This window comes from Salibaculum griseiflavum, from assembly GCF_003129565.1.
Classification (GTDB): domain Bacteria; phylum Pseudomonadota; class Alphaproteobacteria; order Rhodobacterales; family Rhodobacteraceae; genus Salibaculum; species Salibaculum griseiflavum.
In genome coordinates, this window is the sequence record NZ_QETF01000023.1 from 1 (window position 1) to 21,112 (window position 21,112).

The following is a 21,112-nucleotide window of genomic DNA, read 5'->3' on the forward strand; positions in this document are numbered from 1 at the left end:
ACTGGAGGATGTGGTAGTCGTCTTCATGGTGTTGCTTCCTTTTTGGTTTGATCACCCCGAGCCTACGGCTCAGGGGAAGCAACGCCACCCTTTTTCAAAGTTTCAACATCCGTCGGGACATCCCCCGGTTACCGAAACTCGTTCCTGTAATGGCTCGACGGCAGCGCCAGGGCGCTAACCTAATCGTCGTTTTTTGCTCTCAGTACTACTGCCTGTTTACACCTCCAGGCACCAGAGTTCTAAGAGATTTAAATTAAAACGAAAGCATGTCTGCCAGCACAACCATCGCCTCGTCCACGACGATCGGCTGGCGCCAGCCAAACTCCTGGATCGAGGCCGCGACCGTTGCGATGGCCTCGGCGTTGTTCCGCGGGTTGCGCGCGTAGGGGATGATCTGCTCGAGCGGCAGGTCGGTGACGTCCATGGCGGTGTCCTTGGGAAGGCTTGATGCGCGAACCAGAGGTCCACGAAACAAAACGGCTCTGGCCCGAAAGCGAAATGGGTCTGCTGCGCGAAGCGAAATGGGGTCAGACCCCCGTTTCGGTTCAGGCGGGGTTTGTCAGGCCGTCAGGCCCTTGTTTCTTTGGGGTTGCGCGCAAAGCGAAACGAAACGGGTGTTTTTGCGGGTGTGACTGGGAAAGCCTCGCGCTGAGCCCCCCCATATACGTCTGCGAACAGGAAGGACCCGTTCAATATCAATGGGTAAGATGTCTCACAAAATCGACCAGAGACAGTTGCACCCTCCAAACTGGTCCACAGTCACAACCTTTTAATCCGGTCAAACCGACGCGGCCCGCTCAACCGCACTTCGATCATCTTATCGCTGTTATAGCCCCTCGAGCGGGATCTGTCACAGGTTTCCGTGTCTCACCAAAAAGCGTCCCGCCGGCACGAGAGGGGTTGACAGGGCGGCCACAAATTGGCCGCCCCAACGCTCACACCGTCTGACCAATGACATAGGCCATCGATCGTTTGCGCGGCACCGTTCGTCCATTCAACTTCCAGACGATCACAGCCAGCCCGTAGTCGTGTCGGCGGTTCGCTGTGGCCCGACTGATTCCGTGGTGCCAGGTGATCCGTTTCCACGGCTTGCGGTTGGCGCGCGCCCAGAGGATCTGGCCGATATCCTTGTCGACCCACCGCAGCCAGAGCATCGCCTCATCGGCTTGCGTGATCATCCGCGGCGATGGCAGCGGCTTTTTCATCCGTGGCTCCTGTCCCACCTGATCGGCAAAGGTGGAGAGGTATTCCGGCCAGGCGCTGACATAGCCCTGCGGGCGCACCGGCGGCATGGCGCGCATGACGTCGGCCGCGAGGTCCAGCCGGTCCGCGACCATGGCGCGGGTCCAGTTATCGGCCATTGCGCACCTCCCTCACGGCTGGAAGCTTGCCATAGAGCTTCTCGCCCAGTTGGCGGACGAGCTCACGCTCGGGCCAAGTGAGCCGCTCGTCATCGACCGAGACGGCGAGCACGCCCTGTTCGCGCCAGCCCTCGCGCTTGACCTGCTGGGGGTCGCGGCGGTGGCCGCCATAGCCTTTCGGTGTGAACTGCATCCCGGTCATGCCACACCTCCCTGCGTCTCGATCGCCCAGAGCAGGATGGCGATGGCATCGGCCTCGTTGTCGTCGGCGGGCGAGAACCCGCGGTCGCGCGCCGCGTCGATCATCGCCTGCTTGTTGGCGTTGCCGCGACCGGTTGCGTGACGCTTGATGGTGCCGACAGGCACGCCCTCGTAGGGCAGGCCGCGCAGCTCGGCCCACGCGGTCAGCGTGGCCATCAGACCGCCATAGACGTGGCTCGCGTCAGTGCCCGCGTGCCGGCGGACCTCCTCGAAGTAGATGGTGGCGATCGGCCCGGACAGCAGGTCGAGCTCGGTCAGCCAGTTGGTGAAGCGCAGGTAGCGCATGCCGCCACCGTCGAAGCGGCCGGGGCGGAAGCTGGCGGTGCCGCTGGTGATCAAGCCATCGAAGCCACGGATGGCCCAGCCGGTGGTGGTGCCCAGATCAAGGGCTAGGATGGTGCGCCCGGTCTCGGGCGGGATGCGCGTTTCAGGGGTTGCGCCGAGTGCGGCGCTGGACAGAGTCATCTCAGCCATGGGTGGTCTCCTTTTCTGGTTGGCTGCTCGGGTGGAAGACGACGGCGGTTGATGCTTGGCGGTACCGGCCGCCGTCGTCGGATTGAGAAGTGAGGGTTGAGAAAGGCCACGCGCGCGGAACCCCCTGGGGGTGGGAGTGGGAGAACACGCCTTGCGGCGTTCTCCCCCACCCCCGAAGGGGGTGGTTCACACCACCCAACTCATATGATGTGGTCAAGCCATTGACATGGCTTAATATTTTCAAGTTTCGGGCGCCCGAAACTGCCAGTTCAGCCCAAACTGGTTGCAGCGTATGGATTGCGGTTCCTGCGCAATTCTGCAGGGGCAGTTTCGGCAATGACCCGAAACTGGTTACAACTGGACAGTGCGTAGTTCTGCGGGCGGATGGCGAGGCAGTTTCGGCAACGCCCCCAATCTGGTTTAAACTGGCCTGCGCGAGATTCTGCGGGAAGCATTCGGCGGGAATGTTCATGACCGCTCCCCCTCAGGATAGACCCATTCGTTCGGGTTCTCGACCTCGAGAATGGCGCCGGTTTGCGCCGATTTGAAGTGGGTGGGCAGCACGGGCACGCTGATCGGGAATACCTCACCGGTATCCGGATCCACGTGCTCTCCCTCCATGGGCATGACCATGCCTTCGACACAGAGGAAGCCGAAGCGGGATCGCGACACCCCGTATCCATAGGGTGAACCGTCGCGCACGAACTTGATGAAACCCTTGGTGGTCTGCACACCAATCCGGTTGCGGATCGCGTCCTTTCCCCCGAGACCGGCCTTATTCTCGAAGGATTCAGCGAACTGGTTGATGGTATAGAGCCGCCCCTTGGCCGCTTCATCGAGGAGAAGGCCAAGGATGACATCCTGTTTGCGGACGCGTTCCGCATCGAACTTGGTCCCAGCCTCGGCCCTCACCAGCCGCTCGTTCATCGGGTTCAGTTCGACCCATTCGCCGCCGCGCTTGTCGATGAGCTTGGGCTCGAGTGCCGGGCCGTTGCGCAGCTCGATCTCCAGCTTGCGCTCCGAGGCATCCTCGTCGGGGCGGTGCAGGATCAGGCCGGAGGTGTAGAAGCCGCGCAGCGCACTGGCGCCCGACAGGGCCAGAAACGGGTCCTCCTTGACCTGGTGCTTGGACAGCTTGCGGGTGTGGTGGACCAGGATCACCCCGCAATCGGGATCGATATGATCGCGCAGCACCTCCACCCGGTCCTTGAGGAAGAACATCATGGCGGTGTTGTCGTTCTCCCCGCCGCCCTCGGGGCCACCGTCGAAGAGGTTGCGGATCGGATCGACGCAGATGATGTCTGGCGGCGCCTCCGGGAAGGCGGTCTGGATCGCCCGGGCAGCCTGCACGCTGCCCTCGTCGTCGAGCAGCAGCTTCAGTTTTGGGGTGGTGACGAATGTGTCGCGGGCCGCTTTCAGCATGTCCGGCGGCAGGGTGATCTGGCGCAGACGCTCGCGTAGGTAGTGATACTGGATCTCGGCCTGCAGATAAAAGATGCGTAGCGGCCGCGGCGGTGTGAAGCCGAGGAAGGGTTGACCGGCGGCCATGTGCACGAGCCAGGAAATCAGTAGATCGCTCTTGCCCACCTTCGGCGCGCCGCCCAGCACCAGCAGGCCACCGGGCGTGAGCACGCGCGGCGCGATGATATCCTCGGGCATAGGGCTGGCGTCGTCGAGCAGCGCGCCGAGGCTGAACGCGGGCAACTCGTCCGGTGATGGCGCGCCGCTGTCGAGCCGCACAAGCGGGGGGCCATTGTTTTCGACATGCAGAGCCCAGAGCCGCTCGGACTCGCGCTTGAGCCGTTCCACGGACCACGCAGGGCGCAGCATGGCGGCGTTGTAGCCACAGATGCCTTCCCAGCCCTCATCCTTCGACATGCGGCCCTCATGGACCATGCGGATAAAATGCCCGATGGCCGCCGAGGCCCCCTCGAAGCGCGACCAGTCATCGGCGGCGCCCTCGCGCACCGGGGTGACCAGCACATCGTCGACGGCAGGTTTGTCGGGATGGGCGAACTCGGGCTGCAGCGACACGCCCGGCGCGGGCGGCATCTCGGTGACCGCCTCGATCAACTCGTTCAGGTCGCGCTCGTGATCTTCGTTCAGCTCAACGATGCGGACCTGTGTCTTGAGGTTGTTCTTGTAGTAAACTGAGCCCGCCACCCGGATCGGTTGGTGCGCCGAGCGGAAATGCATGTCGCCGCCGGCCTTGGCCGCGATGTCGCCGCGCAGACGGGTCACACGGGCTATGTCGCTGCCCTCGGCGGGCTCGGTCAGTTTCCACCAGACATGGGCCTTGCGCTGGCCCTCGGGCGTCACACCGCCGCTCTCGACCACCATGGTGGGTGCGCCAAGATGGCGTTCGAGATGGGCGCGCTTGGCGGCGATATCGCCGGTATCGAGATCGACCACCACGGTCTGCATCTGCAGGATCTCTGCAGCGCGGGCCTGGCCGGGTTCAGCCACGGTGCCGGGGATCACATAGACCGCCGCCCCCTCGCGCGCGGCCCAGGTTGCGAAGGTGGCCATCTTGTCGGCCACAGCCTCGTTGGCCTCGATCCAGATGTTGTGCGGGCGCCCATCGATGCCCTGACCCTTGTCAATAAAGCTGCGCACCGGGATCAGCCCCTCCGAGTAGCCGAAGACCACCTCCATGAATTGCGCGATCTGCTCAGGGTCAGGCTCGTCGCCGAACACATCGATCTGCGGTGCCGCGTCGTTGAAATCGCGCCACGGGTTGAAATGGACCAGGTTTTCTTCGGGCGCGCTCTCGTCGCTGTCCATATTGCTCTCGTTTGGGCTGTCGTCATCCTTCGCCATGTCGGCCTCCTTTCGCGTGTCGTCTGTCTCGGGCGGGTCGTCGGGAGCGTCCGTCATGTCGGCATCCCCCAGCAGCGCTCCGCCCACGGACAAAAGCGGCACTCGAAGAAATCGCGGTTTTGCGCCACGCGGGGCAGCAACTCGCCCGCATCCGTGGTTTGCAGGATGCGCACGCCGCGATCGGACATGCGCTGCGCGAGGTCGGCGTCGAAGGACACAAGCTCATGGTGCAGCTCGGCCGTATCCTTGTTGATCGCGGTAAAGAGCGCGGGCGCAGCGGAAATGCCAGGCACCGAAGGCTCCATGTATGCCTGGTAGACCGCGATCTGAGCGGCGTAGACCGGCTTGGCCTTGGTCACGCCGTCCTTGACGCAGGCGCGCCAGTTCTTCGCGTTCATGGTTTTGCATTCCCAGAGCGCGGGCACGGCCAGGCCGAAGCCTTCGGGTCCGGCGGCCATGATGCCGTCGACATGGCCGCGGATACGGCCGCCCGCGACCGAAAAGCCAAACTGGCCACCGTCTGGCCGGTCGCCCTTGCGGGTATAGAGGTCAAACCCGGCCTGCCGCAGCCAGGCGACCGCCAGATCCTCGAGCACATGGCCGATGGCAAAGATGCGCAGCAGCTGGCCCGAGAACTCCTGGCCTTCGTCCTTCGGCGTGGCCGTGAACTCGAATTGCAGGGCGCGTTCGCAAGCCTGCCCGAGACGGGAGCCGCCGAGATAGTCGCGGGGCGTTCTTGCCGTATTCTCGGCGGTCAGGGCCGCATCGATGGTCTCGTTGACGCGCTCGCCGAAGCTGGGCCGGTGGTTGTAATCCAGCATCAGAAGGGGACCTCCGACTGGCTGGTGATCTCGCCCATGGCTTCACGAAATTCCTGCACCGCTGTTTCGATCAGCCAAAGCACCTGCACTTCCGTGAGCTCCGATAGACGGGTGTCCCAGCCATAGGTCTCCATCTGTCGCGCCACGGGCTTGAGGCTGGCGAGGATCGCCATGTGCTCCTCTTCGGTTATCTCTGCCATTTTCAGTCCTTTCTTGGCTTTGCGTGTGAAGGCCGACTGGCACGGCATCGAGCAGAACCAGCGGTATGTGCGCTTTGCGCGGGGTTGGTGGGGATCGAACCAGCCAAAACCGCGGGTGCGGGAGGTGCAGACCGCGCAGAGCGCGCCACGGGGGTGCCAGAGCTGGTCACGGCCCAATGGGTCCGCAGCCTCTGCGGGCGCGGGCGAGATTTGCGCGACATGGCTCACGCGGCCTCCCGCGCGGTCGGGGCCGCGCTCAGGATCAGCTGCCGGATCGCGCGCTTGTTGAACCCGAAAGTCATGAGGGCCGAGGCGCGGTAGCGCGTGAGCCCGAAATCGCTCCGCGCCTCGGGCGAGAGATATTTCAGCTGCTTTTCGGTGGCGGGCTGGATCAGCCATCCGCGCGTCTTGAAGGCGCTCTCGTCGGTCTCATGATCGTTGAGCCAGTCGTCGGCTTGCGCCAGGCACACGGACCGCTCGCCGATCCCTAGAAGTTGGGGCTGCGCACCGCGCGTGCCGCCGATGGCGTACCAGAGCCCGTCGAGCCAGAAGACGCCGCCCCAGGCCACAAATCCCGTGGCCAGCAGCGCATCCTCGGTGCCGAAGAGATCGACCCATGCGAAGCTGGATCGCTCGAGCAGGTCGATCTCGGTCATCAGGAAGTCCGAGAGCGCTCCGTTCGGGTTTCCATCGGATGTCGCGTCCTCGGGCTCCACCAGCGCCTCGCCGCAGATCGGGCATTCACAGGTGGCCAGCGGAATGTCGGCATGGCAGGACGGACAGGTCTTCGAGGGCGCCTCGCCGTTGCCTGTCTTGCCGTCGAGATGGACATCCTGTTCCAGCGTGCCGTGGGTCAGGCTCGACGAGCCGAAATCCAGCACCACGCAGTCTGTCTTGACCACGCCGGGATGGTCCGCCGGGTCGATCGTGCGCAAGCCGCGCCCGACCATCTGGATCATCGTTGACTTGTAAGAGCTGGGCCGCAGCAGCACGACACAGGATGTGGGCGGGTGGTCCCAGCCCTCGGTGAGCACGGCCACGTTTGTAATGACGCGGATCTCGCCCTTCGCGAAGGCGGAGAGGATATTACGGCGTTCTTCGCCAGGCAGGTCGCCATGGATCAGGCCGGTGGGGATGCCGGTGGCGTTGAAGGCCTCGGCGACATGGCCAGCATGGGCCACGGTCGAGCAGAACACCACCGTGGGCCGATCGGCGGCCTTCTCCTGCCAGTTGCGCACCACTTCGTCGGTGATCGGCGCGCGGTCCATGATCTCGGCCACCTCAGACATGTCGAAATCCGACGCCGTCTTGCGCACCGCATTGAGCTTGTCCTGCACGCCCACATCGATGACGAAGGTGCGCGGCGGCACCAGGTGGCCTGACGCGATCAGCTCGCCCAGCCGCACCTGGTCGGCGACATTGTCGAAGACCGCGCGCAGCCCCTTGCGATCGCCGCGATTGGGCGTGGCCGTGACCCCGAAGATCCGAGCCTCCGGGTTGGCGTCCCGGACGTGGTCGATGATGCGCCGGTAGCTGTCGGCGGCGGCATGATGCGCCTCATCGATGACCAGCAGGTCCAGCCTAGGCATGGCGGCCAGATTGGCCTCGCGCGCCAGCGTGGGCACCATGGCAAAAGTGACCTGGCCGCCCCAGGACTTGGTGCTGGCATCCAGCACCGAGGTGGTCACGTCCGGGTTGACCCGAGCGAACTTGTCGCGGTTCTGCGCGGTCAGCTCGTCGCGATGTGCGAGCACGCAGGCCTTGGCGGCGCTGCCGCCAATCCTTTCTCCGGTGACCGCCGAGAGCATGATCGTCTTGCCAGCACCGGTTGGCGCGATCCCGAGCGTGTTGTCTCGGGGGCCGAGCGCAGCCAGGCTGCGCTCGACGAAAAGTTTCTGACGGGGACGGAGGCGCATGGCGGTACCCCTCACTCCGCCCAGCTGGGACGGCCGGAAAAGCCGGGCCCGGCAGGCGTCTGGTCGGGCTGTGCGTCCTGAGCCGGCGTCTGGGGCTGTTGCGCCGGTGCGCCGGGTTGCGGTGCCGCGGGTGCAGATTGAGACGCATAGGCCGTCCGCGGTACCCTCGGCGCAGTTCCATGGCCCATGAGCTTCGCGTAATCGCGATGATCGGGCATGACCGCACTCTTGATCTCGTTGCGGTCCTCTCCGCTCGTGTCCTTGCCGACATCGATCCGGGCGAGAAACTCGATCCCGTCGAGATCGGCAAACCCGTTTATGCGCCGCGCGGCCTGCGCCTCTGGCGAATTGTCCTTGTCGGAAATCCCGCGCGACGAGTTCAGCATGCCCCGCACGAGGCTGCGGCCCATATTGGCCCAGTTCGGGCCGTTGGGGCTGTAGAGCCCGATCAGCGACCAGATCTTGCGCTTGGCATAGGGCCCTTCGAGCACCGTGTATTCGGCATCGAGATAAACCGCGCCGGTGGAGGACCGCTTGGCATAGCCGCCGGTCCAGCCCTGCGCGGCATCGTCGAACCCGCCGGGGCGGATTGTCATGCGCACCTTGGCCAGCGTGCCCTTGGGGATGACGTTGGTGTTGGTTTGCGCATCGTTGAAATCGTTCCAGAGAGACATTGGTGGGGTCCTTTCAGTTGGTGGGATTGGAGTTGGGGGCTGCCCGCGCCTTGGGCGGCGCCGGAAGCTCTGGGGCCTGGTAGGTCAGCCGGCGTTCTTCGGGCACGAGCGGGCCGCGGATCTTGTCCATCAGCCGACCCAGATGGGGCGCCTCGAGCATCTCGAGCCGCCCGGAGCGGTCCTTGGCCGGATAGCCCCAGGGGTTCAGCGTCTGGCAGACAAAGCCGCGCTGCAGGCTGCGGTCCTCGGCGTTGAACTCGGCCATAGTGATGACCTGGTCGACGATGCCCGGTAGTTCGAGCCCGGTCTTGGACCCGTCGATCTGCGGCTGGAATACCGGGCGATTGAAGTCGTCGAGTTTCTGGTCGAGGATCCCGACGAACCAGACATTCTTCGCCCGCGTGTGCTGCAGATGCGTGAGCCAGGCGATCATCTCGCGGCCGTGCAGGCCGTAGGCGCCACGCACATCCGGTTTGCCGGTCTTTTCCGAGTGGGCCTCGGGCTGGCCCTTGCACCAGCCAAAGCAGAGCCGCCCCGCCACAGTGATCGAGTCGATGAACACCGTGTCGTACTTTTCCAGCACGGCCCGGTTGCCGAACTTGGCGCAGACCGCGTCAAAATGCGCCTGGCTGTAGGGCTGCTCGCCGCGCAGCGCCGGGTTGGGCCCGCCGATGAACACTGCGAAATCCCGGCATTCCGCCCATGTCCGCGGGCGGATCACATCCACGCCCAGCCCTTCGATGGCCAGATCCCCGGCCTCCAGATCGAAAAACAGCGTGGTCGCGTTTTTCAGCGTCCAGAGCAGGCTGGTCTTGCCAATCCCTGAGGGGCCGAAAATCACACCCTTGATGCCGCGGGTTTCCGCCAGCCGCTCGTCGGCGGTGATGATGGGAAGCGCGTCGGTCATTGCGCGGCCTCGTTCGGCTCGAGAGTGACCTTGAGCGTGCCAACCTTGACCGTGCGCGCCGGCTTGAGCCCCTTGCGCCAAGCCTCGGGCAGCGCGCCGTATTTGCGCTCAGAGACTGTCAGCTTCGTGTCGATGAACTCGGCCGGGTCCTCGCCGCTGTGCGTGATCTTGGCGGCCATCTGCGTAAGTTTGTCCTGATCCCAGTCGACGCGCTTGGGCAGATCGGCCACCACGGTGTAGGCGCCATCGGCCAGCCTCACGGTGCCCGTGTCCTTGCCACAGGCGCTGCGGGCCTCTGCGGCCCGGGTGGCATAACGCGCCTCCAGCGCGGTGTTGAAACGCGCGGTTGCGGCGCGCAACTGCTTGTTGGCATGGGCCAGTTCGGCCTGCAGGCTGGCGAGCAACTCAACCGGCAGCTGCGCCAGCTCGCCGGCCGGCATGTTGAGCATGTCATCCACGCTCGGGGTATTTTCAGGGTAAGTCACAGGGTCTCCTTTCGAGGTGAATGAGTTACGCAGCATCAGCGAGTTGCTTCACGGCGTCGGCTGATCCGCGCGGCTTGGGACGGGCGATGGCGAGATAGGAAAACAGATCCGGCCCGAGGCGCTCCTGGACCAGATGGACCAGGCCCTGCGCTTCGGTCCAAAAGGCCCGCGAGCCCAAAAGGCTCAGCTCTTTGCGCTCATTGTCTCCAAGCTTGGAAAGCCCTGGAAAAGCGTCGAGCACCAGGAAGCCGCGATGGTATTCCAGCCGATCGCCTGGTAGGGCCTGAGCGACCCAGGCACAGAACTGAATTTCCGTGAGCGGTGCCTTGGGCCGGGTTGTGGTGATGGTTTCTGTGGTCATGATGCTGGCCTCCTCATCTTGTTTCTACTCACGCGGTCGCAAAATCGTCCCAGCACGGGCCAAGCCCATAGGCGGTGAGCACCGGACGGAGGGCTGCGATCCGGCGATAAAGCGTCGAGCGTTTGACGGCGCCGTGGGCGACCAGGTCAGAGGCGGGAAGACGCGACAAAGCACGGCAAAGGTGGCGATCATCATCCCGTAGGCGTGCCAGGGCACATGCGGCCGCAAGCCTCGCATTCAGCGTATCCACGCCGGTGGGGCGTTGGCCGTGCCAGCTGGCCAAGCCATCCTCTTCAAGCAACAGATCCTTCAGGGGCTCGCTGGAGCCAGCCATCGGAACATCAAGCGAGGACGTCCAGCCATCATGCGAGCGTCGCTCGCGCTGAACCCGGATCGCGATGCGCGACGACTGATTGCGCAGGACGATGTTTGCGAATGCACCGATACTGCCGCGGGTCGCGTCGAACGCAGGCAAGCGACAAATCAGATCCAGCAGCAGGTCCTGAGACAGGTCCTCGATATCCGCTGTCGACAGATGCAATTTGCGCTGAAGGCGGCGCGCCGAGCGGTTGGCCTCTTCAATCAGCGTGGCGACGTCGGCGGCGGAGAGTTTGGTGGGCATGGCTGGGGTCCTCGGAGCTTGATTGCGATTGCTCCGAGCTTGGCCGACCGGGCCCCACCCTTGGTGTGTTTGTGGTGTGTGTTTGGTGTGAGAAAAGTGGGCGCGGTCCTACCCGATGATCTCGATCTCCTCGCGAGCCAACGCCAAGCGATAGCCAATGCCCCGAACCGAAACGAATAATTCGTCCACCTGCGCCCGTGTCAGGCCGCAGCTCATCAGAGCACCGCGCAAATCACGCATGAGTTCTTTGGCCTCGCGGCCAGTGTCGATCTCGATTTCCTGCTTTTTCAACCTCGGGTCAGACCGCAAAGCTTGCTCGGCGAACAAGCGAAGCAGGGCTATCATTTGCAATGGCAAATCCAGAATCTGGCCGTCCAGCGTCGCGACTTGTCGCCCACGATCCATGACCAACCGGACGCGGTCGCGTGGCGGCAGCAAGGCGTCGAAGGAAATTTCTTCATCGCCTTTCTCGTTTGGCCGGACGATCTCATCGAGTTCGTGCACATCGATTTCCATGTCGCGCAGGCTGATGCCGCTGTTGGTGTCGATCTGCTCGCAAATCACGATCGGAGGCATGGCGCCCGCCATCGATTTCACAAGCATTGAAATCCCGGGAACAAAGACATCTTCGGGCGTCCGGCACATGAAAATGCGACGCCCGGTTCCTGAACGGCCCAGAAACCAGATCCCGGCGGCAATCTCCGCGGGACTGCCTTTCATCCGACCTGCGGCTGCAATCGCGGTGACAAGCTTGTCCGCATCGACGCGATACCTCTTCAGATCGCAGGGTTCGAGCAGAACGTCCTGACTGGAATCGAGCGGGCAGCAGGCTATCAGGCGGCCGTCGATTTCCTCGACCAAACGGACCTCGTAGCCACAGTCGCAATGCGCGCAGGTGCCCCAGGTATCGACTTTCCGGTCCTCGATCAGGATGCGCGCCTTGAGCAGCCTGGCAACCTCGGCCGCTGGAAACCGGCGCAAGAGACGACCGGAAACTTCGGGGCGCACGCCGGTCTTACTGAGCCGCGTCCACAACCAGATCCAGATCATGATCTTTCTCCAGCCCGTTGCGCGCGATCAGAGTATGGATGGATTTCTCGAACCGCGTGCGGCGGAAGGCCAACGTGCCGGGCGGCTTTAGCCGAACAGTCGATTGGGCCGGTTTCTTCTTGCCCACGTTGAAGAACACCCGAAAGGTGATTTCTCCAAGCCGCCAGCCGCGCCTGAATTGCACCTCGCTGTCGGCAAAGTTCCGCAAGGCACCACTCGCGTCCTTGATGACCCAGCTGCGCAGGTGCCGTGACACCTGCGCGTCGTCATCCCATTCAAACAGATCCGCGACCGCAGAAATGATCGTCACGCTGTGGATGGTTTCATCGTAGAGGTGGTCAAACACAAAGTGAGGACCGCCCTCGGAAATCGGCTCGAGCGTGTATAGGTCACGCGCATGCTCACCGGCAAAAAAGCCGGGTCGCCCCAGGACATGGGTCGCAAAAAGTTCGGCCAAAGCGGTCTGCTGGGATTTCAGGACGCTGCCGATCAACAGCCGCCCCTCCGTCGCATTATATCGCAGGGCCGCGTATTTGATGGCGCGCACCGTGATGATTTCTTCGCGATCGTCGGCAACGACGGGCGTGGTTTTCACCGGGGCACCGTGGCTCAGGACCAGATTGAATTCATCGTCTTCATCGTAAGGTGCGAGGCGACAGTACCCACCTTGAAGGTCCTGCGAAAACAACGCCGCCGCGGCCGCCTCAAAGCTGGCCGCCGCGTGCTCTGTCAGATCCGCCGGCACATCGCGTTCGGGCCCACGAAACTCTGCCATCGCCGTCGGTGCCCGCAACGCCATTTGATCGGCGGCGACCTCGAAAACCGCATGATGGTGCAGATAAACATACAGCGCGACATGCTTGGGGTCATGGCCGACTGGTGCGTCCTCTGACGCATCCACACCTATGTCGGTGAAGAGTATGATGTTGTGGCGCCGCGCCGCGTTGAGGATAGCATTCAGGCCGTGCGAGGTACCAACCTCAGCAATGCGATGCAGGTCAGCGACCAAGCCCTGAGACCATTCGCTGACAGGTTGCTCAAAATACTCGGCCAGAAGGCCCCTGACGTCCGTCGTCGCGTTGTCGAACGCGATTGGCTGACTGCCACCGGGGAAGTGGCGGTCGAACAACTGCCGCATCAATGTCGGCTCGATAGTCTTAATGAAGCGCGGGTTCACGAATTTCTTCAGATTGCCAGCCATGGCGAATCCTTTCTCTAAACGGCTAAGATGTTCATGATACGTTCCTGCAACAATAGGTCAATCCGCGCGTGGCGCTGGGACGATTTTCGCCGGGCATGAGTAGAAACAGGGTGAGAGAGCAGCCCGAGATATCCAATGAAATCGCCCAACCCCGTATCCCCCGACCTGATGACACCCCGTGAGCGGCGTGCCGAAATCTGCCAGATCCTGGCCTTGGGTTTCGTTCGAATGAACTCACGGCGACGCGGTCAACCCTCTGACAGAAATAGAGAAAGTTCTCTACACTTTCCGCCCGAGTGGAGCGTTCATGCGGACCCAACTCACAAGGAGGTTCCATGACCAAAGACGATCCGATCTACGCCCGTGTCGCCGCCCTGAAGATCAAGACGCCGACGGAGTTGCGCGAGCTATGGCGTGACCTGATGGGCACCGAGCCGCCCCCCTTCACTCGACGGTATCTGGAGACCCGCCTCGGCTACCGTATCCAGGAGCTCGCCTACGGCGGCCTGAAACCCGAGACCGTCAAGCGCCTTGAAAAACTCGGCGAGCAGCTTGACGGCGGTGACTACATGAAACGCCGCATCCGCACCGATCTCAAACCCATTACCGGCACCCGCCTGGTTCGCGAGTGGCAGGGGGTCGAATACGTCGTGACCGTCACCACCGATGGCTACGAATGGGAGGGGCGGCCGTACCAATCTCTCTCCTCCATCGCGCGCGCCATCACCGGGACGCGCTGGAGCGGCCCGGTGTTTTTCGGCCTTAACAACTACAGGAGGCGCAAATGAGCAAACCGGCCCCGAGAAAACTTCGCTGCGCCATCTACACGCGCAAATCCAGCGAAGAAGGTCTTGAGCAGGCGTTCAACAGTCTGCATGCGCAGCGTGAAGCCTGCGAAGCCTACATCGCCAGCCAACGCTCCGAGGGTTGGGTGACCGTGCGCGAGCAATATAATGACGGCGGCGTTTCCGGCGGCACGCTGGAGCGGCCGGGGCTTCAGCAACTGCTGTCAGATATCAAGGATGGTCTGGTTGACGTCGTGGTCGTCTACAAGATCGACCGGCTATCGCGATCGCTTCCCGATTTCGCAAAGATGGTCGACATCTTCGACAGCAACGACGTGACCTTCATTTCGGTGACCCAGTCCTTCAACACGACAACCTCGATGGGCCGCCTGACGCTGAACATCCTGCTCAGCTTCGCACAGTTCGAGCGGGAGGTGACCGCCGAGCGCATCCGCGACAAGGTGGCCGCATCGAAGAAGAAAGGCATGTGGATGGGCGGCGTGTCACCTTACGGCTTCTACGTCGAAAACCGGAGGTTGCTGATCCACGAGGAACGCGCCGCCAATGTGCGCTGGATTTTTTCCCGTTTCATCAAGGTGGGCTCCTGTACAATCGTGGCGCGGGATCTGGAAAAACGCGGGATCCGAACGCCGAAGGGCAATCTTATCGATAAGAAATACCTCTATCGCATGCTGAGAAATCGCGCCTACATCGGAGAAGTTGTCCACAAGGACGAAAGCTACCCTGGCAAGCACAAGGCGATCATCGACCGAAAAACGTGGGACAAGGTTCAGGCCATCATCAAAGAAAACCCACGCATACGCGCCGCGCGGACTCGTAACAGTGTACCGGCCTTGCTGAGCGGACTTCTCCATGGGCCAGATGGCGCCGCTTTCTCGCCCACCTACACCAAGAAGGGCGGCAGGCTCTATCGGTACTATGTCAGCCAAACCATCCTCAAGCATGGCGCGCGCACATGTCCTGTCGGCCGTGTGCCTGCAGGAGAAATCGAAGCCTCCGTCGTGACGCAATTGCGGACGGTTTTCCGGCAACCGGAAATCGTCGCTGGCACATGGCGAGCCGCGCAACGAGACCCCAGCGCAGCAAACGAGCAAGACGTGCGCCGTGCCTTGGAGCAGCTGGATCCGGTCTGGGATGAGTTGTTTCCGGCTGAACAGGCGCGCATTGCATCGCTTCTGATCGAACGCGTCGATGTCACCGAGACCGAGCTGAACGTGCGCTTGCGCATAGATGGCCTCGCCGATCTGGCTGAGGAATTGCAGCCACAAGATCACGATGAGGAGGACGCTGCATGAAAGGCAAAAAGAGCGTGCCCGAAACCATCACGCTGACCGTTCCCTTCAAGGTGAAGAAGCGCAGCGGGCGCAAGCAGATCATCCTGCCGGATTTCGCCTCGCCACCGCCCAAGCTCGACAACGCGCTGATCAAGGCGCTGGCGCGGGCACATCGCTGGAAAAGGTTGGTCGATGAAGGTGAGTTCGCGTCTATCGCGGACTTGGCCGCGCACGAAGGAATCGCCTCCTCCTACCTGATCCGCGTGATGCGACTGACCAATCTGGCGCCCGACATCATAGAGGCCATCCTGGATGGCAAGAACCCGAACAAGAGCCTCAAGGAATTGCTGGACCCCATGACCCCCCTGTGGGGCGAGCAACGCTGGGAGCTGGGCTACAGCAACGGGTAGCTCTTGCCGTAAGGCGGTGCTCGTGGTTCCTTTTATGTGAGAGGAACCATGCTGATCGCCGACCTGAATGGATCAAGAATTGATGCCGACATGGCTCGGCGCAGCGGGGCATATCGTTGTCCGGTCTGTAAAGACGAGGTCATTCTGCGCCGTGGACGCAAGGTTGTAGCCCACTTCGCGCACAGGCCCCGGGCATCCTGCATAGCCCGTACAGGCGAAACACGCGCGCATCTCGAGGCCAAGCGTGTTCTGCTGGACGCCCTCCGTGCGCGCGGCCTTCAGGTCGAAGCGGAATATGCAACCACAGAGGTCGCCGAGGACCGTCGTGCCGATATTATGGTGTGGTCACCCAGCTCGAAAACGCCTGTAGCGATCGAGTTGCAGCACTCCCGGATCAACGTGCCTGACCTTGAAAAACGTGCCCAGTCGTTTGTACGCAGTGGTATTGCTCAGCTTTGGGTGCCGTTTCTCGACCCCGGCATTCTGGACGCCGCTGACCAAATCGCGCCTGACATTTTGAAAGTCGATCGCTACCCCATCCAGCTTCACGTCCTTTGGATGTACGGCATGGTTGGTGAGGACGGTCTCTGGATGTATCAGCCGCGCGCACGCGCCTTCTGGCGGGCCACCCTGACCGACCACATGCTAATGTCCAAGGAGGCCCTCTGGTACGAGATGGGCGCGGTGAAACGTTACCGTCAGGGCGGGACGCGGCGGTCTCGGCGCTTCCGCACCCTATACCTTCAGGGGCCATGGCCTGCTGACGCCCTTCGCCTGAACCTATTCCACCGCAGCGCCGACAGTAGTGAATGGTTCAATTGGCCAGAGGGACGGCTGGCGACATTCGTCCCGGTCGCTGAAACCGAATGCGAAGAAAATCGCGATTATTATCAGAGCACTAAGAGCAGAGATGCCCCTTCAGAATCCAGGCGATAGTTCGCTGGAAGTGGCAACAGAAAAGGCCGCGACTAGCGGCTAAAGCAGCCGGCAACCAGAACTTACTTAATCATTTTCAATGACTTACGGGCAACGTAGCGCGATTCTATGGTTACCGACGGCGGAGAATATGGGCCCTTAGAGAGAACCGGCTGGACCTCAATCGCTACCTTGGGTCACGGGCACAGTTGATACAACCTTTGAATATAAGGGAAAAATCCGGCCGGCGGAGGAACAGGAGAACGGTTTTTCTTTGGTCAGTGGCGGAGGGAACGGGTCTGGCCGCGAACCCTCTCTACCCTCTAAGTCATTGTAATCATTTATGCCACGCTGAGTTCGTCAAGTAACCGGATCTCTTGGGTCCCGTAACGAACTATCTTACCGCTCGGATAACGGCCTTCAAAAACTCTCAGGTCGGCTCCCTCTCGGTTTCGTAAAGCTAAGCAAATCCGTCCTGAACGATAACTTTAGAAAGTGTCACTTTTGCAAATATGAGATCGCAGTGTTGCGACACATTGAGTGCAGCCTCACAATCGGCAGCAAACTGCTTGAGCGCCGCCACTAAGTCATCGCTCTCCATAGAATTCACATTAGCCGCGATGTCAGATTTGTCTCGTGCCTGCAAACGGCGATAGGCTATCTTGTGAGTTAGAATCTCTGCAGAGGACTCGAGAGTCACTTATTTGCCATTGATCTCCTCAGCGCACTCCGCACGCGATCACCTACTCAAGCCAGTCCTCTCTGTTCGCGCCCTGACGCACTGAATGCAAGCGACGCCTTTCTTGTCTCTTTGCGTAATGAATTCGCATGCTCTCCAACACTTCGCCGGCGTAGGTTCCATCCAATACTGGAAAAAGGTCCTCATGGACGCAATCTCCCCAGCGACTCCAGAGCATAAAGAGCATCCACATTACTCCATTTGCGTCCGTTTGAACCCCGCAGTACCGAAGCCCATCTGTGACCTCCTCGGCGCGCTCCCATGTCATGTTATCGAGAATTCTGATGATCGAAGCACTACCTGATGCGGGCGCTCCTGTAAGAATTTCAATCATCTGATAACAGCCGCAAGTAGTGCAGCCAAGACGCATGCACCACCGCTCTCGCACCCCGCGAGCAAGCTCGTCATCCAGCCATTTCTTGTTTTTTGGAATCATCATTTCACTGCCAATCTCCCAGCAAAACAGGTAGACACAGCAGCAAGTGCCCTGCAGAGGCCGCTGCTGTTTGGGAACAAAATGCCAAGACATCACGACACCGCATGTATTACGCTTACCGCCTAGTCATTGAAAAATCGATAAAAAATTCACAGGGCCGAAGTCAAACTTTTACAATTAGTAGCGGTATGCTCAACGGAGGGATAGAACAACACACACCTACTTAGAAACAGGACCCATTGATCAGTTACTTTGCTTGTGATTCACGGCTCGAGAAACGAGCCGTGAACACGTCTGATCTCTTCTAGCTGATCGAGGCGCAGATGGCGCATCTTGAGCCATTCTTACAAAATTCCCGCTATCACGATCCTGATCTTCTCTTCGGCAGAATACTGTTTGCGTTTCTTACGGTGGATGCCTCTGACCAGCTTGTCAGCCGCGTCTTTCGATGTTCCGGATTTCTTGCTGATCTTCGCTCAATAATGGCTGCGACGAACCAGAAATCCTTCGTTGCGAAAACCTCAGATCTGTCCCAAAGGCGCTGACGTCAGACATCTATATCGGACTATCATTTTGTTTCCCGCCCCTGTTTAAGTTCAACATTTTTCATAACTCTTCTTGCCTCTTCAAGCTCGCTACTTAGGTCGCAAACATTCTGCATCGCTTCGTGGTTTTGCTTGTTCATAAACTCAAGCTCAGTTGCAAACCAAGCGGTCGAGGGCATGAGAAGACCTCTGCTCAACATGACATAGCAGCGCACACAAAGCTGATTATCCTCTTGGGCGCTGCCTCCACAGCCTCTTACCAAGCAAGTATTTCGTCTTTTAGTTGGCATCTCTGTTCACCTCGGGTCGACTTGAACTGTTGCCCTTAGGTGGACTTCGTATCCGAAAGTGTCCAGCCATCAATTATACTTGTTGAAGTGGCACCAGCTTTTCGGACTACCGTTTTTCAGCTTTGCTAAGGTGTATCGAGTTTAAGTTTTATCCTGCGTGTCGCTCTTCTAAGCCCGCCCAATACGGGTCGTCCGGCGTCTGCCGATCAAGCGCGGAATAGTGCTTTGTAGTGTTGTAGAAAGCCATCCAATTCTTGACGACGGGCCGGGCCCGGATGGACCTGTCACACTTTCGTGCCGCTCCGATTGCTCACTTATGCAGCCTTTGCTTCGAAGGCCAAGGGGCTTTTCCAGCCGAGGGCTGAATGTCTGCGTCGCGGATTGTAGAAGCCATTGATGTATTCAAAGATGGCGATCTCAGCGTCGCGACGTGTTCGCCAGGACCGTTGCCAGAGCATCTCAGCCTTGATCGTCTTGAAGAAGGTTTCGACCGCCGCATTATCATAACAATTGCCGGTTCCGCTCATTGATGCCTGGAAGCCGTGCTGGCGCAGGAGCTTCTGGTAGTCGTGGGAGCAATATTGGCTGCCGCGGTCTGTATGATGAATGCAGCCCCTGGGCGGCCGCCTGAACGCGATGGCCATGTTCAAGGCCCTGATCGCCAGATCACGTTTCATCCGGTTGCTGGCGGCCCAGCCGATGACGCGCCTTGAATGCAGGTCCAAGATCACAGCGAGATAAAGCCACCCTTCACGGGTCCACACATAGCTAATGTCGCCCGCCCATTTCTGGTTGGGACGATCCGCTGAGAACTCCCGGTTCAACAGATTGGGCGCGATGTTGAAGCTGTGGTTGCTGTCCGTCGTCGCCTTGAATTTCTTGTTCCGCTTCACCTCAATACCATTCTCGCTCATCAGCCTGCCGACACGGCGATGCCCCACTTCAAGGCCCAGCTCCTTCAGTTCCTCTGTCATGCGTGGGCGACCATAGCTTCCAAGAGACAGGGCAAACTGCTCGCGAATGTGCGCGAGGACCACCAAGTCTTTTCGCTGGCTTTGGCTGAGCGGACGATTGCGGTAGGCGCGGTACCCTCGTGGGCTGACATCCATAATCTGGCACAGTCGCTCGACAGGGAGCATGTCCGCGTTCTTTGCAATGAAAGCAAACCTCATTTGCTTCGCTCCGCAAAGAACTGGGTGGCCTTTTTTAACACCTCCCTCTCCTCCCGAAGCAAACGGTTCTCTTTGCGCAGCTCCGCGACCTCGCGTTCAAGATCAGATTGGGCGGCAGGCTTCTCTGGATTGCGCCGATCCTGCTGGATCCAACGGCTCAGCGTCGAGAAGCCAACACCAAAATCGGCTGCTACCTGTTTACGCGGCAGACCGCTCGTTAAAGCAACACGCACTGCCTCTGCGCGGAATTCTGGGGTCGGGTTCGATGCCATGATGTCTCTCCTTTGTGGCAAAATACCAAGTCAAAGGAGCGGTACAATTCCGCGGCAGGTCCAAACAGTTGCATGTGGCCAAGTCGGACCACGGATCATAAGGAAGAGAATATGGATACGGTATCACAGAATTGGATCATTGGCATAGACGTCAGCCGCGATTGGCTGGACATTCATTGCCTGCCGGATGGCAAGCGGCTGCGGTTGCCAAACACGGTTGAAGGACATGCGCGGTTTGTTGATCTGGCAAAACCAGTCTCCGCACTGGTTTGCTTTGAGGCCACTGGTGGACAGGAATGGCGTCTTTGGTCCGCCCTCGACGCCGCCGGGATCGCGACGCGGCAATTGCCGCCAGCACAAATCAAAGCCTTCGCGGTCAGCCGGGGCACGCGGGCGAAAACCGACAGGATCGATGCAGAACTCATTGCGCGGTTCATGGCCTTTCGGCCCGATGCCGGGCGCAATCTTCCACATGAAAAGGTACGTCTTCTCAGAGCCTTGACGTCAAAGCGCGGGCAACTCGTTGAAACGCGCAAACGGCTCTTGGCGCAGATCAAAGCGCATGGAAAACTGGGATCGGCCGATATGTTTGAAGCCATGGATGCTGAGTTGAAAGACCTGCTGGATCGCCAGATTGCAGAGCTTGAGGTTCAGATCGAAGAAATCATCGCCACAGATGAGAGCCTTGCCAGGAGTGCCGGCATCTTGCGTTCCGTTCCCGGGATCGGTCCGGTTGCCAGCACGATGCTGATCGCTGAAATGCCGGAACTTGGTCAGATCACCGGCGAGCAAGCAGCCGCGCTCACAGGCCTTGCGCCAATTGCACACGACAGTGGAGCCATGCGTGGTAAGCGGGCAATCGGAGGCGGACGACGACTTCTCAGACATGTGCTGTTCCAGGCTGCTCTCGTTGCCAGCCACCACAATCCAATCCTGAAAACCTTCGCCGATCGACTTCGCGACGCCGGAAAACCACACAAAGTCATTGTCATTGCTGTCGCCAGAAAACTCGTCACAATCGTGAATGCGCTCATCAAATCAGGGCAGAAATGGTCTGCTCAGCCCGTCTGAGAAATACAGTTGCTAAGTTATGACAATGC

23 protein-coding genes are annotated in these 21,112 nt (G+C 60.6%); 6 read left to right on the forward strand and 17 right to left on the reverse strand.

Going from position 1 to position 21,112, the window contains the following annotated elements; all coding sequences use genetic code 11:
• Positions 1 to 253: 253 nt before the first annotated feature.
• From DFK10_RS15055 to DFK10_RS15125, 15 genes are all read right to left on the reverse strand, one after another.
• Positions 254 to 424 carry a ParB N-terminal domain-containing protein gene (locus tag DFK10_RS15055; protein WP_109389861.1) on the reverse strand — a complete coding sequence of 57 codons (171 nt, stop codon included), beginning with the start codon at positions 422 to 424 and terminating at the stop codon, positions 254 to 256.
• Positions 425 to 935: 511 nt separating this feature from the next.
• Positions 936 to 1,361, reverse strand: coding sequence for a DUF6362 family protein (locus DFK10_RS15060; protein WP_109389862.1), 426 nt, complete (start codon positions 1,359 to 1,361; stop codon positions 936 to 938).
• A complete protein-coding gene (locus DFK10_RS15065) occupies positions 1,351 to 1,563 on the reverse strand; it encodes a hypothetical protein (protein WP_456238784.1) in 213 nt (70 codons plus the stop codon). Before DFK10_RS15065 ends, DFK10_RS15060 begins: the two co-directional genes overlap by 11 nt.
• Complete coding sequence (locus tag DFK10_RS15070; RefSeq protein ID WP_109389863.1) at positions 1,560 to 2,096, reverse strand: crossover junction endodeoxyribonuclease RuvC; 537 nt, start codon at positions 2,094 to 2,096, stop codon at positions 1,560 to 1,562. Before DFK10_RS15070 ends, DFK10_RS15065 begins: the two co-directional genes overlap by 4 nt.
• A 468-nt stretch (positions 2,097 to 2,564) precedes the next feature.
• Positions 2,565 to 4,973 (reverse strand): AAA family ATPase, encoded by a 2,409-nt coding sequence (locus tag DFK10_RS15075; protein WP_109389913.1) that lies wholly within the window; start codon positions 4,971 to 4,973, stop codon positions 2,565 to 2,567.
• Entirely contained in the window at positions 4,970 to 5,737 is a 768-nt protein-coding gene (locus DFK10_RS15080; protein ID WP_109389864.1) for a hypothetical protein, read from the reverse strand. Before DFK10_RS15080 ends, DFK10_RS15075 begins: the two co-directional genes overlap by 4 nt.
• Positions 5,737 to 5,937, reverse strand: coding sequence for a DUF6511 domain-containing protein (locus tag DFK10_RS15085; protein ID WP_109389865.1), 201 nt, complete (start codon positions 5,935 to 5,937; stop codon positions 5,737 to 5,739). The genes DFK10_RS15080 and DFK10_RS15085 overlap by 1 nt, the downstream gene beginning before the upstream one ends.
• Before the next feature lie 224 nt (positions 5,938 to 6,161).
• Positions 6,162 to 7,853, reverse strand: coding sequence for a DEAD/DEAH box helicase (locus tag DFK10_RS15090; RefSeq protein WP_109389866.1), 1,692 nt, complete (start codon positions 7,851 to 7,853; stop codon positions 6,162 to 6,164).
• An 11-nt stretch (positions 7,854 to 7,864) separates the two neighbouring features.
• Positions 7,865 to 8,527, reverse strand: a complete 663-nt coding sequence (locus DFK10_RS15095) for a hypothetical protein (RefSeq protein WP_235866863.1) — start codon at positions 8,525 to 8,527, stop codon at positions 7,865 to 7,867.
• 13 nt (positions 8,528 to 8,540) lie between these two features.
• Positions 8,541 to 9,434: an ATP-binding protein gene (locus DFK10_RS15100; RefSeq protein ID WP_109389867.1), complete on the reverse strand. Its 894-nt coding sequence runs from the start codon at positions 9,432 to 9,434 to the stop codon at positions 8,541 to 8,543.
• Positions 9,431 to 9,919 (reverse strand): hypothetical protein, encoded by a 489-nt coding sequence (locus DFK10_RS15105; protein WP_109389868.1) that lies wholly within the window; start codon positions 9,917 to 9,919, stop codon positions 9,431 to 9,433. Before DFK10_RS15105 ends, DFK10_RS15100 begins: the two co-directional genes overlap by 4 nt.
• A 25-nt stretch (positions 9,920 to 9,944) precedes the next feature.
• Positions 9,945 to 10,280, reverse strand: coding sequence for a hypothetical protein (locus tag DFK10_RS15110; RefSeq protein WP_109389869.1), 336 nt, complete (start codon positions 10,278 to 10,280; stop codon positions 9,945 to 9,947).
• A 28-nt stretch (positions 10,281 to 10,308) separates the two neighbouring features.
• Complete coding sequence (locus DFK10_RS15115; protein ID WP_109389870.1) at positions 10,309 to 10,902, reverse strand: sigma factor; 594 nt, start codon at positions 10,900 to 10,902, stop codon at positions 10,309 to 10,311.
• A gap of 108 nt (positions 10,903 to 11,010) precedes the next feature.
• The gene (locus DFK10_RS15120; RefSeq protein WP_109389871.1) at positions 11,011 to 11,952 is read right to left on the reverse strand and encodes a hypothetical protein; all 942 of its coding nucleotides are present in this window, start codon (positions 11,950 to 11,952) and stop codon (positions 11,011 to 11,013) included.
• Positions 11,918 to 13,153, reverse strand: a complete 1,236-nt coding sequence (locus DFK10_RS15125; protein WP_109389872.1) for a hypothetical protein — start codon at positions 13,151 to 13,153, stop codon at positions 11,918 to 11,920. Before DFK10_RS15125 ends, DFK10_RS15120 begins: the two co-directional genes overlap by 35 nt.
• A 335-nt stretch (positions 13,154 to 13,488) precedes the next feature.
• On the opposite strand from DFK10_RS15125, the gene DFK10_RS15135 reads away from it, so the two are divergent.
• From DFK10_RS15135 to DFK10_RS16770, 5 genes are all read left to right on the forward strand, one after another.
• The gene (locus tag DFK10_RS15135) at positions 13,489 to 13,941 is read left to right on the forward strand and encodes a DUF2924 domain-containing protein (protein ID WP_109389874.1); all 453 of its coding nucleotides are present in this window, start codon (positions 13,489 to 13,491) and stop codon (positions 13,939 to 13,941) included.
• Entirely contained in the window at positions 13,938 to 15,254 is a 1,317-nt protein-coding gene (locus DFK10_RS15140) for a recombinase family protein (RefSeq protein WP_109389875.1), read from the forward strand. Before DFK10_RS15135 ends, DFK10_RS15140 begins: the two co-directional genes overlap by 4 nt.
• A complete protein-coding gene (locus DFK10_RS15145) occupies positions 15,251 to 15,643 on the forward strand; it encodes a hypothetical protein (RefSeq protein WP_109389876.1) in 393 nt (130 codons plus the stop codon). Before DFK10_RS15140 ends, DFK10_RS15145 begins: the two co-directional genes overlap by 4 nt.
• A gap of 48 nt (positions 15,644 to 15,691) precedes the next feature.
• Positions 15,692 to 16,579: a competence protein CoiA gene (locus DFK10_RS15150; RefSeq protein WP_109389877.1), complete on the forward strand. Its 888-nt coding sequence runs from the start codon at positions 15,692 to 15,694 to the stop codon at positions 16,577 to 16,579.
• Positions 16,580 to 17,070: 491 nt separating this feature from the next.
• Positions 17,071 to 17,214, forward strand: coding sequence for a hypothetical protein (locus DFK10_RS16770; protein WP_109389878.1), 144 nt, complete (start codon positions 17,071 to 17,073; stop codon positions 17,212 to 17,214).
• Positions 17,215 to 18,301: 1,087 nt separating this feature from the next.
• Here DFK10_RS16770 and DFK10_RS16545 read toward each other — a convergent pair.
• Positions 18,302 to 18,457: a hypothetical protein gene (locus tag DFK10_RS16545; RefSeq protein ID WP_217810179.1), complete on the reverse strand. Its 156-nt coding sequence runs from the start codon at positions 18,455 to 18,457 to the stop codon at positions 18,302 to 18,304.
• Between the two features lie 425 nt (positions 18,458 to 18,882).
• Positions 18,883 to 20,012 (reverse strand): IS3 family transposase gene (locus DFK10_RS15165; RefSeq protein ID WP_408005598.1). Its coding sequence is split into 2 segments (ribosomal slippage): positions 18,883 to 19,778 and positions 19,778 to 20,012, totalling 1,131 coding nucleotides; the frame shifts between segments, so codons are not numbered across the junction.
• A 111-nt stretch (positions 20,013 to 20,123) separates the two neighbouring features.
• On the opposite strand from DFK10_RS15165, the gene DFK10_RS15170 reads away from it, so the two are divergent.
• Complete coding sequence (locus DFK10_RS15170; RefSeq protein WP_109389881.1) at positions 20,124 to 21,083, forward strand: IS110 family RNA-guided transposase; 960 nt, start codon at positions 20,124 to 20,126, stop codon at positions 21,081 to 21,083.
• Positions 21,084 to 21,112 lie beyond the last annotated feature (29 nt).

Bases quoted from the DNA above. Each gene is read 5' to 3' on its own strand.
- DFK10_RS15145 (WP_109389876.1), top strand. From the start codon at position 15,251: ATGAAAGGCAAAAAGAGCGTGCCCGAAACCATCACGCTGACCGTTCCC.
- DFK10_RS16545 (WP_217810179.1), bottom strand. From the start codon at position 18,457: ATGCCCTCGACCGCTTGGTTTGCAACTGAGCTTGAGTTTATGAACAAG.
- DFK10_RS15100 (WP_109389867.1), bottom strand. From the start codon at position 9,434: ATGACCGACGCGCTTCCCATCATCACCGCCGACGAGCGGCTGGCGGAA.
- DFK10_RS15125 (WP_109389872.1), bottom strand. From the start codon at position 13,153: ATGGCTGGCAATCTGAAGAAATTCGTGAACCCGCGCTTCATTAAGACT.
- DFK10_RS15090 (WP_109389866.1), bottom strand. From the start codon at position 7,853: ATGCGCCTCCGTCCCCGTCAGAAACTTTTCGTCGAGCGCAGCCTGGCT.
- DFK10_RS15080 (WP_109389864.1), bottom strand. From the start codon at position 5,737: ATGCTGGATTACAACCACCGGCCCAGCTTCGGCGAGCGCGTCAACGAG.
- DFK10_RS15120 (WP_109389871.1), bottom strand. From the start codon at position 11,952: ATGATCTGGATCTGGTTGTGGACGCGGCTCAGTAAGACCGGCGTGCGC.
- DFK10_RS15065 (WP_456238784.1), bottom strand. From the start codon at position 1,563: ATGACCGGGATGCAGTTCACACCGAAAGGCTATGGCGGCCACCGCCGC.
- DFK10_RS15085 (WP_109389865.1), bottom strand. From the start codon at position 5,937: ATGGCAGAGATAACCGAAGAGGAGCACATGGCGATCCTCGCCAGCCTC.
- DFK10_RS15170 (WP_109389881.1), top strand. From the start codon at position 20,124: ATGGATACGGTATCACAGAATTGGATCATTGGCATAGACGTCAGCCGC.
- DFK10_RS15115 (WP_109389870.1), bottom strand. From the start codon at position 10,902: ATGCCCACCAAACTCTCCGCCGCCGACGTCGCCACGCTGATTGAAGAG.
- DFK10_RS15070 (WP_109389863.1), bottom strand. From the start codon at position 2,096: ATGGCTGAGATGACTCTGTCCAGCGCCGCACTCGGCGCAACCCCTGAA.
- DFK10_RS15095 (WP_235866863.1), bottom strand. From the start codon at position 8,527: ATGTCTCTCTGGAACGATTTCAACGATGCGCAAACCAACACCAACGTC.
- DFK10_RS15055 (WP_109389861.1), bottom strand. From the start codon at position 424: ATGGACGTCACCGACCTGCCGCTCGAGCAGATCATCCCCTACGCGCGC.
- DFK10_RS15140 (WP_109389875.1), top strand. From the start codon at position 13,938: ATGAGCAAACCGGCCCCGAGAAAACTTCGCTGCGCCATCTACACGCGC.
- DFK10_RS15060 (WP_109389862.1), bottom strand. From the start codon at position 1,361: ATGGCCGATAACTGGACCCGCGCCATGGTCGCGGACCGGCTGGACCTC.
- DFK10_RS15150 (WP_109389877.1), top strand. From the start codon at position 15,692: ATGCTGATCGCCGACCTGAATGGATCAAGAATTGATGCCGACATGGCT.
- DFK10_RS16770 (WP_109389878.1), top strand. From the start codon at position 17,071: ATGAGATCGCAGTGTTGCGACACATTGAGTGCAGCCTCACAATCGGCA.
- DFK10_RS15075 (WP_109389913.1), bottom strand. From the start codon at position 4,973: ATGACGGACGCTCCCGACGACCCGCCCGAGACAGACGACACGCGAAAG.
- DFK10_RS15135 (WP_109389874.1), top strand. From the start codon at position 13,489: ATGACCAAAGACGATCCGATCTACGCCCGTGTCGCCGCCCTGAAGATC.
- DFK10_RS15110 (WP_109389869.1), bottom strand. From the start codon at position 10,280: ATGACCACAGAAACCATCACCACAACCCGGCCCAAGGCACCGCTCACG.